At 69.3% G+C, this 16,039-nt stretch carries 14 protein-coding genes; 8 read left to right on the top strand and 6 right to left on the bottom strand.

The window, feature by feature from the left end; genetic code table 11:
• Positions 1-4: 4 nt before the first annotated feature.
• The gene (locus AC07VX_RS06075) at positions 5-844 is read right to left on the bottom strand and encodes a class I SAM-dependent methyltransferase (protein ID WP_493162561.1); all 840 of its coding nucleotides are present in this window, start codon (positions 842-844) and stop codon (positions 5-7) included.
• A gap of 8 nt (positions 845-852) precedes the next feature.
• Positions 853-1,665, bottom strand: a complete 813-nt coding sequence (locus AC07VX_RS06070) for a class I SAM-dependent methyltransferase (protein ID WP_493162562.1) — start codon at positions 1,663-1,665, stop codon at positions 853-855.
• Positions 1,666-1,833: 168 nt separating this feature from the next.
• On the opposite strand from AC07VX_RS06070, the gene AC07VX_RS06065 reads away from it, so the two are divergent.
• Together AC07VX_RS06065 and AC07VX_RS06060 are read left to right on the top strand one after the other, a co-directional pair.
• Positions 1,834-2,364 (top strand): OsmC family protein, encoded by a 531-nt coding sequence (locus AC07VX_RS06065; protein ID WP_493162563.1) that lies wholly within the window; start codon positions 1,834-1,836, stop codon positions 2,362-2,364.
• The gene (locus tag AC07VX_RS06060; RefSeq protein WP_493162565.1) at positions 2,364-3,341 is read left to right on the top strand and encodes an AraC family transcriptional regulator; all 978 of its coding nucleotides are present in this window, start codon (positions 2,364-2,366) and stop codon (positions 3,339-3,341) included. The genes AC07VX_RS06065 and AC07VX_RS06060 overlap by 1 nt, the downstream gene beginning before the upstream one ends.
• 26 nt (positions 3,342-3,367) lie before the next feature.
• Here the strand turns inward: AC07VX_RS06060 and AC07VX_RS06055 are convergent, their stop codons facing one another.
• The 3 genes from AC07VX_RS06055 to argC all read right to left on the bottom strand — a co-directional run bounded on the left by AC07VX_RS06055 (position 3,368) and on the right by argC (position 8,112).
• The gene (locus AC07VX_RS06055; protein WP_493162566.1) at positions 3,368-4,717 is read right to left on the bottom strand and encodes an esterase/lipase family protein; all 1,350 of its coding nucleotides are present in this window, start codon (positions 4,715-4,717) and stop codon (positions 3,368-3,370) included.
• Positions 4,714-7,095, bottom strand: coding sequence for a hypothetical protein (locus tag AC07VX_RS06050; RefSeq protein WP_493162567.1), 2,382 nt, complete (start codon positions 7,093-7,095; stop codon positions 4,714-4,716). The genes AC07VX_RS06055 and AC07VX_RS06050 overlap by 4 nt, the downstream gene beginning before the upstream one ends.
• A 69-nt stretch (positions 7,096-7,164) precedes the next feature.
• Positions 7,165-8,112 (bottom strand): N-acetyl-gamma-glutamyl-phosphate reductase, encoded by a 948-nt coding sequence (argC, locus tag AC07VX_RS06045; RefSeq protein WP_493162568.1) that lies wholly within the window; start codon positions 8,110-8,112, stop codon positions 7,165-7,167.
• A gap of 51 nt (positions 8,113-8,163) precedes the next feature.
• Between argC and AC07VX_RS06040 the strand changes: the two genes are divergently transcribed.
• The 6 genes from AC07VX_RS06040 to AC07VX_RS06015 all read left to right on the top strand — a co-directional run bounded on the left by AC07VX_RS06040 (position 8,164) and on the right by AC07VX_RS06015 (position 15,655).
• On the top strand, positions 8,164-8,703 hold the full coding sequence (locus AC07VX_RS06040; RefSeq protein ID WP_493162569.1) for an RBBP9/YdeN family alpha/beta hydrolase: 540 nt from the start codon (positions 8,164-8,166) through the stop codon (positions 8,701-8,703).
• A gap of 99 nt (positions 8,704-8,802) precedes the next feature.
• Positions 8,803-9,696 carry a ParB/RepB/Spo0J family partition protein gene (locus AC07VX_RS06035; protein WP_493162570.1) on the top strand — a complete coding sequence of 298 codons (894 nt, stop codon included), beginning with the start codon at positions 8,803-8,805 and terminating at the stop codon, positions 9,694-9,696.
• 417 nt (positions 9,697-10,113) lie between these two features.
• Entirely contained in the window at positions 10,114-12,036 is a 1,923-nt protein-coding gene (locus tag AC07VX_RS06030; protein ID WP_493162571.1) for a PrkA family serine protein kinase, read from the top strand.
• A gap of 16 nt (positions 12,037-12,052) precedes the next feature.
• Positions 12,053-13,333: a YeaH/YhbH family protein gene (locus AC07VX_RS06025; RefSeq protein ID WP_493162572.1), complete on the top strand. Its 1,281-nt coding sequence runs from the start codon at positions 12,053-12,055 to the stop codon at positions 13,331-13,333.
• Between the two features lie 89 nt (positions 13,334-13,422).
• Positions 13,423-14,931, top strand: a complete 1,509-nt coding sequence (locus AC07VX_RS06020; RefSeq protein ID WP_493163822.1) for a SpoVR family protein — start codon at positions 13,423-13,425, stop codon at positions 14,929-14,931.
• 94 nt (positions 14,932-15,025) lie between these two features.
• Entirely contained in the window at positions 15,026-15,655 is a 630-nt protein-coding gene (locus AC07VX_RS06015; protein ID WP_493162573.1) for a carboxymuconolactone decarboxylase family protein, read from the top strand.
• Between the two features lie 21 nt (positions 15,656-15,676).
• Here AC07VX_RS06015 and sugE read toward each other — a convergent pair whose 3' ends face one another.
• The gene (gene sugE, locus AC07VX_RS06010; protein ID WP_493162574.1) at positions 15,677-15,991 is read right to left on the bottom strand and encodes a quaternary ammonium compound efflux SMR transporter SugE; all 315 of its coding nucleotides are present in this window, start codon (positions 15,989-15,991) and stop codon (positions 15,677-15,679) included.
• Positions 15,992-16,039: the final 48 nt, after the last annotated feature.

The raw sequence follows: 16,039 nt of genomic DNA, 5'->3' as shown, positions 1-16,039 counted from the left end.
CCGATCAGCCGTCGGCGCGGCGCTGCGCGACGACGATCAGGTATTCGGCCGGCAGCCGATAGCCCGCCCCCTGGCGCCACGGTGCGATGGCATCGAGGTAGCGCGCCCTCACCCGCTCCCGCGCCGCGGCGTCGAAGCGCGACCAGGCCAGGGCCACCGGCCCGCCGGCGAACGCCGCGGCGCAGGCCGCGTCGGCATCGGCGTAGTCCAGCCAGTCGCTGCGCCGCCGCTGCAGCCCGACCTGCAGGCCGGCGGCGGCACAACAGCGCGCCAGCGCATCCCCCTGGCCGAGACCGAAGAACAGCGGGCAGACCTCGCTGCTCACCTCCGCGTCGACGACGCCGAACAGCGGCGCCCAGCCACAGCGCGCACGCTCGCCCCACACGGCCAGCACGGCGCGGCCGCCCGGTCGCAGCACGCGGCACAGCTCGCGCAGCGCAGCCTGCGGGTCCGGCACGTACATCAGGCCCAGCGAGCACAGGGCCAGGTCGAAGCCGACCTCACGGCTGCCGTCGGGCAGGGCCAGCTGCCCGGCATCCATGCGCGCAAAGCCGGCCTGCGCCAGGCCCAGCTCGCCGGCATGCCGCCGCGCCGCCAGCACCATGGCCTCGGACAGGTCCACCCCCAGCACACGGCCGCCCGGCCCGACCCCCCGGGAAGCGGCGGCCGCCAGCAGGCCCGTCCCGCAGGCGACGTCGAGCACCGCCTCACCGGCCGACGGCGCGGCCAGTGCCAGCAGCTCCCCCTGCAGGCCGGCCAACGGCCCGTGCCAGTGCCGCGCGTAGTCGTCGGCGGCACGATCCCAGCCGTAGCGCTGGATGCGGCGCTGCAGGCGCTCGTCCATGGCCACGCTCAGGCCCGGGTGATGACGACCTCCAGGTACTCAGCGGGCACGACCAGCGCCCCCGGGCCGGCACGGTTCATGCCGTCCAGCAGCGCCGTCAGCTCGCCCGCCAGCGCCTCGGCCTGCTCGGGCGTCTGGGCCGCGAAGGCCTTGTTCACGGGCCCGTACCAGTTGCGGAAGACCTCGACGAAATGCGCCGCCGAGCGGTAGCGGAACATGAAGTGGCGCGAAGCGACCTGCATCGACACTGCGGTGCCGTCGAACAGTGCGTTCAGATGCGCCTGCGTGCCCCACAGCGACGGCGGCTGCGCGCCGGCCGGCGGCGGCACATAACGGCCCAGCAGCTTGAACATGCGGCCGACCAGGCTGTCCGGCGTCCAGTTCGCCAGGCCGATGCGGCCGCCTGGGCGAACCACGCGGGCCAGCTCGCGGGCCGCCGTCGCATGGTCGGGCGTGAACATCACGCCGAAGGTGGAGACCGCGGCGTCGAAGCTCGCGTCGGCAAAAGGCAGGGCCTCGGCGTCGGCCGTCTGGAAATGCACCTCCAGCCGCTCGGCGCGGGCGCGCTCGGCACCCCGCTCCAGCAGGGCGCCGACATAGTCGGTCGACGTGACGAGGCAGCCCCGGCGCGCTGCGGCCAGCGTCGCGTTGCCGTTGCCGGCGGCGACGTCGAGCACGCGCTCGTCCGTCTTCAGGTCGGCCGCCTCGGCGAGCTGCTCGCCGACGATCTGCAGCGTGGTGCCGATGACGGCGTAGTCCCCGCTGCCCCAGGCGGCCTGCTGGCGGGTCTTGATGGCGGCGAAGTCGGTGGGTGCGTTCATGCGCGGGCTCCGGTGGATGGCGACGAGCCAATGTCGGCGCCGCGCGCCGCGCCGTCCTGCCCGAGCGTCGGCATCTCCTGCCCGAGCGTCCGCCGGGGGCCGCCCCCTCTGGCGGCGCGCCGGCCCCAGCCGCAGAATCGCGCCACCCTGGCCCAGCGGAGAAACACCATGAGCATGGAACGGATCGCCGCATCCATCGACAGAGTCAGTGCCCTGCTGCGCCGCAAGCCCCAGGCCGGCGTCAGCGAGGACTCCGTGGCCACGGCACGCTGGGACGGGGGCCTGCGCACCCTCGTGAACAGCGACAAAGGCCTCTCGATGGCGACCGACATGCCGGCCGAGATCGGCGGCGAGGACAGCGCTGTGACCCCGGGCTGGCTGTTCCGCGCCGGCCTGGCGTCCTGCTCGGTGACGCGCATCGCCATGGCCGCCGCTGCCGAGGGCATCGTGCTGCAGACGCTGGAGGTGCGCGCGACGAGCCGCTCCGATGCGCGCGGCCTGCTCGCCATCCCCGAGCCGGACGGCCGCCCCGTGCCGGCCGGGCCGCTGGCGATCGCGCTGCACGTGCGCATTGCCGCGCCCGGCGTTGCCGACGACCGCCTGCGCGCCCTGGTGGCGTCGACCACGGGCTGCTCACCGGTGACCTGCGCGGTCGAACAGGCCCTGCCCGTGACCCTGCACATCGAACTGGCGGCGTGATGGATGCCCTGTCGCAGACCCTGCGCGTGGTGCGCCTGGTCGGTGCGATCTTTCTGCACGGGCGCTTCACGGCACCCTGGTGCTACCAGGCGCCGCATGCCGATGCCGCCGCCCCCTACCTGGAGCCGACCGCCGAGCGCGTCGTGATCTTCCACATGATCACCGAGGGCGAATGCTGGGTCGAACTCGGCGACGCGGCACCCCTGCGCCTGATGGCCGGCGACGTCGTCGTGTTCCCGCATGGCGACGCGCATCGCATGGGCTCCCAGCCCGGCCTGCCGCCGGCTCAGGGCGCCCGGCTGCACGAGGTGCTGGCGCGCCGGCCCCGGCTGCTGGCCTATGGCGGCGGCGGCGCCACGACCAAACTGGTGTGCGGCTACCTGGCCTGCGACGCACGCCTGGCGCGCTTGCTGCTGGCCGGGCTGCCGCCCGTCGTGCGCGTGAACGTGCGCGGCTCCGACGCCGGCCTGTGGCTGGAGGCTTCGGTGCGCTATGCGCTGACCGAAGCGCGCTCGCCGCGTCCCGGCGGCCAGGGACTGCTCGCCAAGCTGGCCGAAGTGCTGTTCATCGAGGTCCTGCGCATCCACATGAATGAGCAGGCGGAACAGGGCACGGGCTGGCTCGCCGGCGTCAATGACCGCATCGTCGGCGCCGCCCTGCGCGCCCTGCATGCCGAGCCGGCCCGGCCCTGGACGCTGGAGGAGCTGGCGCGTGCGGCCTGCACATCGCGCTCAGTGCTGGCCGAACGCTTCCCGCAGCTGGTCGGCCAGTCACCCATGCAGTACTTGGCGCAGTGGCGCATGATGCTCGCGTCCAACCTGCTGGCGCGCAGCAACGCGCCGCTGGCGCACATCGCCGAGGAGGTCGGCTACCAGACCGACACCGCCTTCAGCCGTGCCTTCCGGCGCGAATACGGCATGCCTCCGGCCGCCTGGCGCCGCCGTCAGGCGGGCAACCAGACAGTGGCCGTCAACTGAATGCGGCGCACGGGCGGTGGCAAGACTCAGCGCAAGCGCCGATCCAGCCAGCCGAGCACCCGCGGGTCCTGGAAGTAGTTCGTGTGATGGGTCTCGGCGCTGACGCCAAGATCCTCCCACTGCGGCGCCGCCAGCGTGAGGTCGCCCAGCCGGTTCATCGAGGCGCTGTCGACGACCAGGTCGTTGGGCTGGTCGAAGATCAGGTCGGCACCGTGATACATCGCCTGGCCCTTCAGGTTGCTGAGGCGCTTCCAAACCTTCCAGATCGGCTCGTCAATCTGATTGGGCCTGTATTGGCCGCCGATGGCATGGATGTCGGCCTGGGTGGTCAGCGGATAGAGCTGGGCCAGCTCCAGGTTGTTGCTCACCCGTCCCTGCGCCAACAGCCCGGGCACGAGCCCGATGGCCGCGTCGGCCAGCGGCAGCCGGGCGCCCAGCTGCAGCACCCGGCCGAGGACACAGGCGAGGCCGCCCACGCCCAGGGCCAGCGCCTGCAGGCCGGGCGACAGGACGCGCCCCCCACGCAGCGCGGTTTCGGCCAGCGCATCGGTCAGGCTGGCCAGGGTGTCCAGGGCCTGGCGGATCTTGTCGGGCGCCGCGAGCGACGTCCCGGCCATCGGTGAGCCCACGAAAAGCGCCTGACGCACCGGCAAGGCGGTGGCCAGCCGCAACAGCCAGGAGATGACCAGCCCGCCGCGGCTGTGGCCGACGACATCCAGCTCGGCCTTGCAGCCCTCGAGCGCGTCCTTCAGGGCCAGCGCGTTCAGCCAGGGGGCGACACTGAGCGTCGCATGGTCGAAGGCCAGTACGGCGGCGTAGCGGGCACCGAGCTGCTTGAACAGGGCCGCGCCGTCTGGCGTGGCCGCGAACTCGGCCGCATACATCGCGCTGGCGCTGAAGGTGCCATGCACCAGCACGAGCACACGCCCGCCCAGGCCGGCGACGAAGCCCGGCGGCAGCGGCGCCCAGCGCTTGCCGTCCCAGCGCCGCAACCCCTGGGCCGGGGCGGCGAGCTCGGCCAGGGCGGGGTTGAGGCGGCGGTCGAGGTTCTGCAGCGCCTGGGTCAGCTGGTTGGCCCCGAGCTCGTTGAAGGCGATGCGCTGCGCCGTGTCCCGCGGATCGACGCCGTAGCTGCGCCAGTTGCGCCGGTAGCCATCCAGCCGGCGGCGCTGCACCGGCGGCTCGTAGACCCAGCGCAGCATCTCCTCGTCGCGCACCAGGCGCACCGCCGCCCGCGGATCGCCCAGCGCCGCGTAGCCGCTGCCGCGGCGGCGGCGCTGCTGGATCGGCAGCACCGCCGCATCCAGGTCCGGCGGCAACGGGTCGCTCAGCTGGGTGCCGACGGCGGCCCACAGGGCCTTGGACGCTTCGCTCATACGTCCTCCTGGATGATCGGCAGCGGAGTCACGAGGGCATGGCGCGCGGTGATGATGTCGAGCATGGAGTCGAAGTCCTCGCGGCGGTTGAGCGCCGCGATGCCGGCCTCGATCGCCTCGACGAAGCCGCACTGCTCCGTCAGCCGGACCGTCTCGATGGGCACCAGCTTGCCCTCCCGGATCCAGGCCTTCACCTCGGGCCAGCTGGCCTTGCCGGCCTGCCAGCTCACCGCCTGTTCCGTCGACGCGTCGACCCCGGCGTCGACCAGGCCCTCGAAGCTCATCGGCCGCAGCCCGATGTACTCGTCGCGGAAGGCCGCATGCCGCCACCAGCCCGGCAGGGCATGGCCTTCAAGCAGGAAGATCACCGGGTAGATGTCGATCAGCTCCAGGCAGGCCGCGAACAGCAGCGCCAGGTCGATGCAGGTGCCGGCGCGCTCGGCATGCACCGTCGACGGCATGCGCAGGCGCTGCGAGTCGCGCCCGTCGCTGTAGGTTGGCGGCGGGTTGATGTAGCCGAGCTGCCAGTCATGCAGCAGCGTCGCCCAGATGGCCTGGACCTGCTGGTCGACGCCGCGCAGCGTGTCCTCGCTGAACTCGCCGCTCGGCACGCACTGGTAGCCCTCGAAGCCGGCGCCGGGGTCGTCGCGCAGCACGCGGTTGTAGCGCTGGGCCTGCAGCATGGCCCGCGCCACCATGGGATCGCGAGGCAGCACGAAGGACGGCAGCCAGCGCCCGTCGTGGCGGCTGTCGCGCCACTGGTCCACGGGCATCAGCCGCAGGCGGTGGCTATCGTCGTACAGCACCTTGTCGCCCTGCCTGACGCTGACCCTCAGCGTCGAATTGACGGCTTCGCGCCGACCGCGGGCGATGTCCGCCGTCAGCGGCACATGGATGCGCTGGGTCAGGTTCTCGCGCTGGTGCTGCATGACTACGCGGCGCTGGAAGCGCGCCTGCTCCAGACCCATGTGCACGGCCACCTCGATGTCCAGCGGCTGCGCCGCCTCGGGCGCCTCGCAGCTCAGCAGGAAGCGCTTGAAGATGGGCTGCGCGTTGTGCAGGGCCGAATAGTTCAGCTCCGCAAACGGCTCGATGTGCAGCTGCACGCTGGCATTGGCCGGGGCGGTGTCGGGCGCCGGCAGCGGCAGGCGCGGCGCCAGCTCGGCATGCCGCGCACGCGTGGCTTCGTCCACCAGCACCGGCGCGCCCACCCACAGGGTCACGGCCGTTGCTTCGACGGGCTCGGGCTGTTCGCGCACAAGCCGCCAGGCCTGCTCGAAGGCCAGCGGCAGGTCGAAACCGCTGGCGAACAGGCTGCGCAGCAGCTGGTTCAGCAGCACCTCGGCCAGCGCGTCGTCGAAGGCATCCTGGAAGCCCACCGCCGCGAGCGTCGCGCCTTCCGCGATCAGCAGGGGCGCCAGGCGGGCGGCGCTGTTCCACACGTTCAGCGTCGTCAGATAGGCCGGTGCCCCGGCCTGCCCCAGTGCCCGGGCCAGCCGTTGTGCCGACACCAGCTGCGGCATGCCGCCGCTGCCGCGCAGCAGCAGGCCATCCACCATGCGGTGCCTGTCGGCCTGCACCTCGTCGGCTCGCCGCAGCTGCGGCGCATCCCAGTCCATCAGCTCGACCGATGCCGCATTCCCCCGGGCCGCAATCAGCTCGCGCACGCCCTGGTGCGCATCCATGCCGGCGAAATGCAGCAGATGCGGCCGCTGTTCCTGCACGGCCCGCGCCAGGTCGTCGAGGCTCGGGTAGTCCAGGACCCGCAGCGCCACCCCCTTGGGCAGCGCACGGCGGTAGTTCTGCAGCTCCTCGTCAACGCTCCACGTCTCGCGCAGTTCGGCCGGCAGCGTGTTGACGAAGATCGCCCGCAGCTGCGGCCAGGACGGCAGCGTCACCGCGGCACGCGGCATCGGCAGCCAGCGCCCCTCGACCTCGTGCTGCACCTGCAGCTCGCGGATGACCGTCAGCGAATTCGGCCGGTCCGACAGGCCGCGGCGCTGCTCGCGCGTCGCCGCGGCCAGCAAATACTCCCAGGGCAGGATGCGCCCGGCCCAGTCGAGCGCCTCATGCCGGTAGGGCACGCGCACCACCAGCACCGGCTCCTGGCTGATCGCCCGGAGCTGCGCCTCGCCCATGCCCAGCGCGGCCAGGCTGTCGCGCGCGTCCTGCTCCAGCTGCTCGCGCAGGCTGCCGTCCCGCACCCAGCGCTGGCGCGAACGCAGCACATAGGTCCAGCGCAAGGCCTGCTGGGCCATGCCCTGGCGCGAGCGGTCGTCCACCGCGGCCAGCGGTACGCCCAGGGCATCACGGGCGCTGGCGACGTGTACGCCTTCGAGCAGCTGCTCGTGCTCCGGCAGCGGTCGGGTCTTGCCCACGGATGGTCCTCCTGTCCAGGGGACCGCAGTATCGCGACGCCGCGCCTGGGCGCAACGTCAAGTTGGGGATCAGACCAGGCCGAGGCTTTCCTCGACGCCCAGGTGAACGTTCATCGCCTGCACGGCGGCTCCGCTGGCGCCTTTGCCGAGGTTGTCCAGGCGGCTCATGAGGAGCACCTGGTTGTCGCTGGCAAAGACGAAGAGGTCGACGCGGTTGGTGTCGTTGCAGGCCTGCACGTCGAAGAAGCCGGCCTCCAGCGTCGCCGCATCGCGCAGCGGCATCACGTGGATGAAGCGCTCGCCCTCGTAGTGGGCGGCCAGCGCCGCCTGCACGGCCTCGGCCGTCGTGCCGGCCCTGAACTGGCTCAGGTGCAGGGGCACGCTGACGGCCAGACCCTTGTAGAAATTGCTGACGATGGGCATGAAGACCGGCGGCGTGGCCAGGCCCGTGTGCGCCATCATCTCCGGCAGGTGCTTGTGCTTCAGGCCCAGGCCATAAGGCCGCGGCGCCTGCAGATGGGCCGGCAGGGGCTGCTGCTGGTAGTCCGCGATCATGGACTTGCCGCCGCCCGAATAGCCGGTGATGGACGTGGCGCTGACGGCGGCATCTCTGGGCAGCAGGCCGGCGTCCACCAGGGGCCGCACGGCCAGGATGAAGGCGCTGGCGTGGCAGCCCGGGTTGGCGATGCGCTTGGACGCCCGGATGGCGTCGCGCTGGCCCCTGGCAAGCTCCGGCAGGCCGAAGGCCCAGCCCGGCACGGTGCGGTGCGCCGTGCTGGCGTCGATGAGGCAGGTATTGGGGTTGGCGATCATGGCCGCCGCCTCGCGTGAGGCGGCGTCGGGCAGGCACAGGAAGGCCACGTCGGCGGCGTTCAGCAGGCGCGCGCGCTCGACCGGGTCCTTGCGCTTGTCGGCGTCGATCTTCAGCACCTCGATGTCGCTGCGGGCCGCGAGGTACTCGTGGATGCGCAAACCCGTGGTGCCTTCCTGGCCATCCACAAACACCTTGAACGTCATCGCCGCTGCTCCAAGCACTGAAAATCGAGCTGTGCAGGATAAGGGCAAACCATGAATCCATCGCGAGTACTGCTTCTCCCCGGCTGGCAAAACTCCGGCCCCGACCACTGGCAAAGCCGCTGGGAGCGGCTGCACGGCGACGAACGCGTCGAGCAGCACGACTGGGACTGGCCCCGCCGCGGCGACTGGATGGCGCGGCTGGACGAGGTGCTGCTGCAGGACGACGCACCGGCCGTGCTGGTTGCGCATTCCCTGGGCTGCCAGCTGGTGGCCAGCTGGGCCGAGCATTCCCGGCACACGGGCCGAGTCAAAGGCGCGCTGCTGGTCGCCCCGCCCGACACCGAGCGCGAGGACATGCCGCCCCAGCTGCACAACTGGCGCCCAATCCGCCGCCCGCGCCTGCCTTTTCCGAGCATCACCGTCATCAGCAGCGACGACCCCTACGGCGCTGCCGAGCGCAGCGCGCAGATGGCTGACGACTGGGGCAGCAGCGTCGTCATCGCCGGGCCGCGGGGTCATCTGAATGCCGAGTCGGGCCTGGGGGACTGGCCGGAAGGCCGCGCCCTGCTGGAAAGCCTGGTGAAGCGCTGAAGCGGCGACGGGCCGCTCCCTAGCCGCTTCGCACCCCCTCGGGAGGCCTGACGCAAAGCGGCAGGTTCGGGGGCACCCATTCACCGACAATCCGCCCCCATGGCAACGAAGAAACCCAAAGGCCTCGGCCTAGGCCTGGAAGCCCTGCTGGGCCCCAAAGTCAGCGAAGCGCCCGCCACCGAACTGCCCTCGGTGCTGAAGCTGGAGCAGCTGCAGGCCGGCAAGTACCAGCCGCGCACGCGCATGGACGAGGGTTCGCTGTACGAGCTCGCCGAGAGCATCAAGGCCCAGGGCATCATGCAGCCCATCCTGGTGCGGCCCATCGCCCCGGACGGCGGTGTGAGCTACGAGATCATTGCTGGCGAACGGCGCTTCCGTGCCGCAAGACTCGCCGGCCTGCGCGAGGTGCCCGTGCTGGTGAAGGCGGTGCCCGACGAGTCGGCCGCCGCGATGGCGCTGATCGAGAACATCCAGCGCGAGGACCTCAACCCGCTGGAAGAAGCCCAGGGCCTCAAGCGGCTCACCGACGAGTTCGGACTAACACACGAGCAGGCCGCCCAAGCCGTGGGCCGCTCGCGCAGCGCGGCCAGCAACCTGCTGCGGCTGTTGAACCTGTCGGCGCCGGTGCAGAACATGCTGATGGCCGGCGACCTGGACATGGGCCATGCCCGTGCGCTGCTGCCGCTGGATGGCGCCACGCAAATCACGACGGCCAGCGAGATCGCCGCCAAGAAGCTCAGCGTTCGCGAAGCCGAGAAGCTGGTCGCCAGGCAGCAGGGCGCCGCGCGCCAGGCGCCGCTGCTGCGCGTAAAGAGCGACAAGAGCCGCGACGTGCTGCGCCTGGAGGAAGAGCTTGCCGACGCGCTGGGCGCCACTGTCGAGGTGCGCGTGAAGAAGCGCGGCAAGCGCGGCGGCCAGAGCGGCGAGCTGGCCATCCATTTCGACTCGCTGGACGCGCTGTCGGGCATCCTCGACAAGCTGCGCGGCGGCTGAGCGCGGACCGGACAGACCCCGCGGGCAGGCAGGCCCGCAGGCATGACGCGCCCTGACGCCGCGATGCGGCCGTGACGCTCGTCACCCTTGCAACAGTTCTTCACCAACGGCTCTGTCGGAGGCCTGCCACAAGCCCCCCGGGTTCGTGTGGTTTGCCCGAAAAGTGCCAGGTCTTGCCTGAACGGCGGGCGTATGCTGGACCGGCACCCTGTCAACGAAACAGCGAGCTGATTTGTTGGTGGGCTTGCAGCGGCTTATTCTTGTGATTGACGGGTTGCCGGTAGCGCCAAGCTGCCGATCAACCGAGTGGAGAGTTCTGATGACGCCTTGCAGTTGAGGCGCGATCAGAACCCCCCAGTCCCCTCGGGCACGGATCGTGCCTGTGACTGCGTGGAGTTCAAACCGCAGGAGGTGGGCATGGACGTCATCAGCCATTTCGCAGCGCGCTACGAGCGCAGCAAGGTCGAGGAGCTCTCGCTGGAGGACTACCTCGCCGAGTGCAAGAAGAATCCCCTCGCCTACGCAACCGCCGCCGAGCGGATGCTGCAGGCCATCGGCGAGCCGCAGATGCTCGATACGCGCAACGACCCGCGGCTGTCGCGCCTGTTCGCCAACAAGACCATCAAGATCTATCCGGCCTTCGCCGAGTTCTATGGCCTGGAAGAAGCCATCGAGCAGGTGGTGTCCTATTTCAGGCACGCGGCTCAAGGGCTGGAGGAAAAGAAACAGATCCTCTACCTGCTGGGCCCCGTGGGCGGTGGCAAGAGCTCCATCGCCGAGCGGTTGAAGACCCTGATGGAGCAGGTGCCCTTCTACGCGCTGGCGGGCTCGCCGGTGAACGAGAGCCCGCTGGGCCTTTTCGACCCCATCGAGGACGGTCCGCTGCTGGAGCGCGACTACGGCATCCCGCGCCGCTACCTCAACCGCATCCTGTCGCCCTGGGCCGTCAAGCGCCTCGATGAATTCGGCGGCGACATCCGCAAGTTCAAGGTCGTCAAGCGCTACCCCAGCGTTCTCAAGCAGCTGGGCGTGGCCAAGACGGAGCCGGGCGACGAGAACAACCAGGACATCTCCAGCCTGGTCGGCAAGGTCGACATCCGCAAGCTCGAGACCTATGCCCAGGACGACCCCGACGCCTACAGCTACTCCGGCGGCCTGTGCCTGGCCAACCAGGGCCTACTGGAGTTCGTGGAAATGTTCAAGGCGCCCATCAAGGTGCTGCACCCGCTGCTGACCGCCACGCAGGAGGGCAACTACAAGGGCACCGAGGGCTTCGGCGCCATCCCCTTCGACGGCATCGTGCTGGCGCACAGCAACGAGAGCGAGTGGAAGACCTTCCGCAACAACAAGAACAACGAGGCCTTCCTCGACCGTGTCTACATCGTCAAGGTGCCGTATTGCCTGCGCGTCAGCGAGGAGGTCAAGATCTACGAGAAGCTGATCCGCGGCTCCTCGCTTGCCGAGGCCAAGTGCGCCCCCGGCACGCTGAAGATGATGAGCCAGTTCGCGGTGCTCACGCGGCTGAAGGAGCCGGAGAACTCGTCGCTGTACTCCAAGATGCAGATCTACGACGGCGAGAACCTCAAGGACACCGACCCGCGCGCCAAGAGCTACCAGGAGTACCGCGACTACGCCGGCGTCGACGAGGGCATGAGCGGCATCAGCACGCGCTTCGCCTACAAGATCCTGTCCAAGGTCTTCAACTTCGACAGCTCCGAGGTGGCCGCCAACCCGGTGCATCTGATGTATGTGCTTGAGCAGCAGATCGAGCGCGAGCAGTTCCCTAAGGAGCTGGAGGAGAAGTACGTCGGCTTCATCAAGGAGCAGCTGAGCCCGCGCTACGCCGAGTTCATCGGCAAGGAGATCCAGACCGCCTACCTGGAGAGTTATTCCGAATACGGCCAGAACATCTTCGACCGCTACGTCACCTACGCCGACTACTGGATCCAGGACCAGGAGTACCGCGACACCGACACCGGCGAGGTCTTCGACCGCGCGGCGCTGAACGCCGAGCTGGAGAAGATCGAGAAGCCGGCCGGCATCTCCAACCCCAAGGACTTCCGCAACGAGATCGTCAACTTCGTGCTGCGGGCGCGCGCCAACAACGCGGGCAAGAACCCGCTGTGGACCAGCTACGAGAAGCTGCGCACCGTCATCGAGAAGAAGATGTTCTCCAACACCGAGGAGCTGCTGCCCGTCATCAGCTTCAACGCCAAGGCCAGCGCCGAGGACGCCAAGAAGCACGAGAACTTCGTGCAGCGCATGGTGGACAAGGGCTACACGGCCAAGCAGGTGCGGCTGTTGTGCGAGTGGTACTTGAGGGTGCGCAAGTCCAGCTAAGAAAGCAGGTCGCTCGATGTCCCTGCAGCAGATCATCGACAGACGCCTCTCCGGCAAGAACAAGTCGATTGGCAACCGCGAGCGCTTCTTGCGCCGCCACAAGGAGCAGATCCGCGAGGCGGTGAAGCGTGCGGTGGACGGCCGCGGCATCCGCGACATGGAGCGCGGCGAGGACGTTCACATCCCGAAGAAGGACCTCTCCGAACCTGTCTTCGGCCACGGTGACGGCGGCGTACGCGAGGTCGTGCGGCCGGGCAACCAGGAGTATGTGAAGGGCGACCGCATCGCCAAGCCCAAGGGCGGCCAGGGCGGGGGCGGAGGTGGCGGCGAAGCGAGTGACCAGGGCGAGGGCGAGGACGACTTCGTCTTCCACCTCAGCAAGGAAGAGTTCATGCAGGTCTTCTTCGACGACCTGGCCCTGCCCAACCTCGCCCGCACCTCGCTGGCCGACACGCCCGAGTGGCGGTCGCAGCGCGCCGGCTTCGTCTCCGATGGCACGCCCACCAACCTGCATGTCGTGCGATCCATGCGCGGCGCCCTGGGCCGGCGCATTGCCCTGGGCATGGACAAGCGCCGCGAACTGCACGAGCTCGAAGCCCGCGAGCAGGAGTTGCTGAAGGAAGACCGCCCCGAGACCCCGCGCCTGCTGGCCGAGACGCGCGAGCGCATCGCCCACCTGCGCCAGCGCATCGAGGCCATCCCCTTCCTCGACCCCATCGACCTGCGCTTCCGCGCCCGCACCCGCATTCCCGTGCCGACGACGCGCGCCGTCATGTTCTGCCTGATGGACGTGTCGGGCTCCATGGACGAAGGCCGCAAGGATCTGTCCAAGCGCTTCTTCATCCTGCTCTACCTCTTCCTCACACGCCACTACGAGAAGATCGACGTCGTCTTCATCCGCCACCACACGCAGGCGCAGGAGGTGGACGAGCAGAACTTCTTCCACGCCACCGAGACCGGGGGCACGGTCGTGTCCAGCGCCCTCGTGCTCATGGAGCAGATCATCAAGGAGCGCTACTCGCCAACGGAGTGGAACATCTACGGCGCCCAGGCCAGCGACGGCGACAACTGGCACCACGACAGCGGCCGCTGCCGCGAGCTGCTGGCCGACAAGCTGCTGCCGCTGTGCCGCTACTTCGCCTACGTGCAGGTGGCCGAGCCCGAGCAGAACCTCTGGGAGGAATACCAGAAGCTCAGCGAAGAGGTGCCGCACTTCGCGATGCGCAAGGCTGTCGAGGCCTCGCAGATCTACCCCGTCTTCCGCGAGCTGTTCAAGAAGGAGGGCGCGACGTCATGAGCTGCAAGGAAGATCGCCGCCACGCCGAGCGCGTGGCCACGCCACCGCCCGGCTTGCCCGAGCGCCGCCAGCGCGACCCGCTGAGGCGCATGCTGCCGCTGCTGCACAGGCCCACCCAGCCCCTGCCCTCGCCCAATGACTGGACCTTCGAGCTGATCGAGGAGTACCACACCGTCATCAGGCAGACGGCCGAGCGCTTCGGCCTGGACACCTATGCCAACCAGCTCGAGGTCATCACGGCCGAGCAGATGATGGACGCCTACGCCTCGGTCGGCATGCCGGTGAACTACCGCCACTGGAGCTATGGCAAGGAGTTCATCGCCACCGAGCGCAGCTACAAGCGCGGCCAGATGGGCCTGGCCTACGAGATCGTCATCAACTCCGACCCCTGCATCGCCTACCTAATGGAGGAGAACACGCTGGCCATGCAGGCCCTCGTCATCGCCCACGCCTGCTACGGCCACAACAGCTTCTTCAAGGGCAACTACCTGTTCCGCATGTGGACGGATGCGTCGTCCATCATCGACTACCTCGTCTACGCCAAGAACTACGTCGCCGACTGCGAGGAGCGCTACGGCCTGGAAGCCGTGGAGACGCTGCTGGACAGCTGCCATGCACTGATGAACCACGGCGTGGACCGCTACCGCCGCCCTGCCAAGCTGTCCCTCGCCGAGGAGCGAGCGCGTCTGAAGGACCGCGAGCACCACGCGCAGATGCAGGTCAACGACCTGTGGCGCACCCTGCCCAAGAAGCCCGACCGCCCCGACGAGGCTGCCGAAAGCCGCCGCTTCCCCGACGAGCCGCAGGAGAACCTGCTGTACTTCATCGAGAAGAACGCGCCGCTGCTGGAACCCTGGCAGCGCGAGGTCGTGCGCATCGTGCGCAAGATCGCGCAGTACTTCTATCCGCAGCGCCAGACCCAGGTGATGAACGAGGGCTGGGCCACCTTCTGGCACCACCGGCTGCTCAATCAGATGTACGACGACGGGTACCTCTCCGACGGCATGATGATCGAGTGGCTCAAGTCCCACACCAACGTCGTCTACCAGCACCCCGGCGCCAACCTGAACCCCTACGCGCTGGGCTTTGCGATGTACACCGACATCAAGCGCATCTGCGAGGCGCCCACCGACGAGGACAAGGCCTGGTTTCCCGACATCGCCGGCAGCGACTGGCTGCCCACGCTGGACCACGCGATGCGCAACTTCAAGGACGAGAGCTTCATCGGCCAGTACCTGAGCCCGAAGATCATGCGCGACTTCCGCCTGTTCGCCATCCTCGACGACGAGGCCAAGAGCGAGTACGAGATCTCCGCCATCCACGACGAAGGCGGCTACCGCCACCTGCGCCAGGCCTTGTCGCGCCAGTACGACCTTTCCACGCGCGAGCCCAACATCCAGGTCTGGAACGTCAACCTGCGCGGCGACCGCTCCCTCACGCTGCGCCATGTGCAGCACCTCAACCGCCCGCTGCACGACAGCGCACAGGAAGTGCTGCGCCACGTCGGCCGGCTATGGGGCTTTGCCGTCAACCTGGAAAGCGTCAACGCCCGAGGCGACGTGACGCGGCGCTGGAACGTGCCGGCTCAGCAAGGCTGAGCCCCGGCGCCACGCGCAAACCCCAGGGCCGCCGCCCATGGCGGCCGATATCCTGGGCCGGGCAGGCAAACCCGCCACACCCCGGAGGTTATCGATGCGCAACCGCTCCCTGATCGCTGCAGCCACCCTGGCCGCCTTGTGCTGGCACGCCGGCCCGGCCTGTGCCCAGGCCCGCCTGCCCACCATCCCGCCGGCCAGCTACACGCCCGAGCAGAAGCAGGCCGCCGCCGACTTCGAGGCCGCCCGCAAAGTGCCGGTCTTCGGGCCCTTCGAACCGCTGATGTACAGCCCCCAGGTCATGACCCAGGCGCGAGCCATGGGCGACTACCTGCGCTACAAGTCCGCCATCGGCACCACGCTGAGCGAGCTGGTCATCCTCGTGACGGCACGCGAATGGACGCAGGACTACGAGTGGTACGTCCACCACCCCATCGCCCTCAAGGCCGGCATCAAGCCGGCCGTTGCCGACGCCATCGCCGACGGCCGACGGCCTGTGGGCATGAGCGAGGACGAAGAGACCGTCTACGACTTCTCCATCGAACTGCATCGCAACAAGCGCGTCTCCGATGCCACCTACGCGCGTGCCGAGAAGCGCTTCGGCAAGCAGGGCGTGGTCGATCTCACCGGCGTCAACGCCTACTACACCCTGCTCGCCATGCAGCTCAACATGGCGCAGTACGAGCCCCCGAAGGACGCCAGGCGGCTGGAGCGCTTCCCGAAGTAGCCTCGCCTCGCAAGGCCGGCTTCAGGACGCCAGCTTCAACCCCACGATGCCGGCAACGATCAGCCCCAGGCTGACCAGCCGCCCCACCGTCGCCGCCTCGCCGAACAGCACCATGCCGAGTGCGGCCGTGCCCACGGCCCCCACGCCCACCCAGATGGCATAGGCCGTGCCCACCGGCAGCGTCTTCATCGCCACGCCTAGCAGGCCGACGCTGAGCACCATGGCACCCACGGTCAGCACGGTGGGCAACGGGCGCGTGAAGCCCTCGGTGTACTTCAGGCCGATGGCCCAGCCGACTTCGAGCAAACCGGCGACGACGAGCAGCAACCAGGCCATGGGACAAACGCAGGAGTGAAACGCAAGAGGCATTCTGCCGGCCGCCCT

The organism is Roseateles sp. GW821-FHT03B02, assembly GCF_059421025.1.
This window is presented reverse-complemented; position numbering and strand designations above follow the sequence as displayed.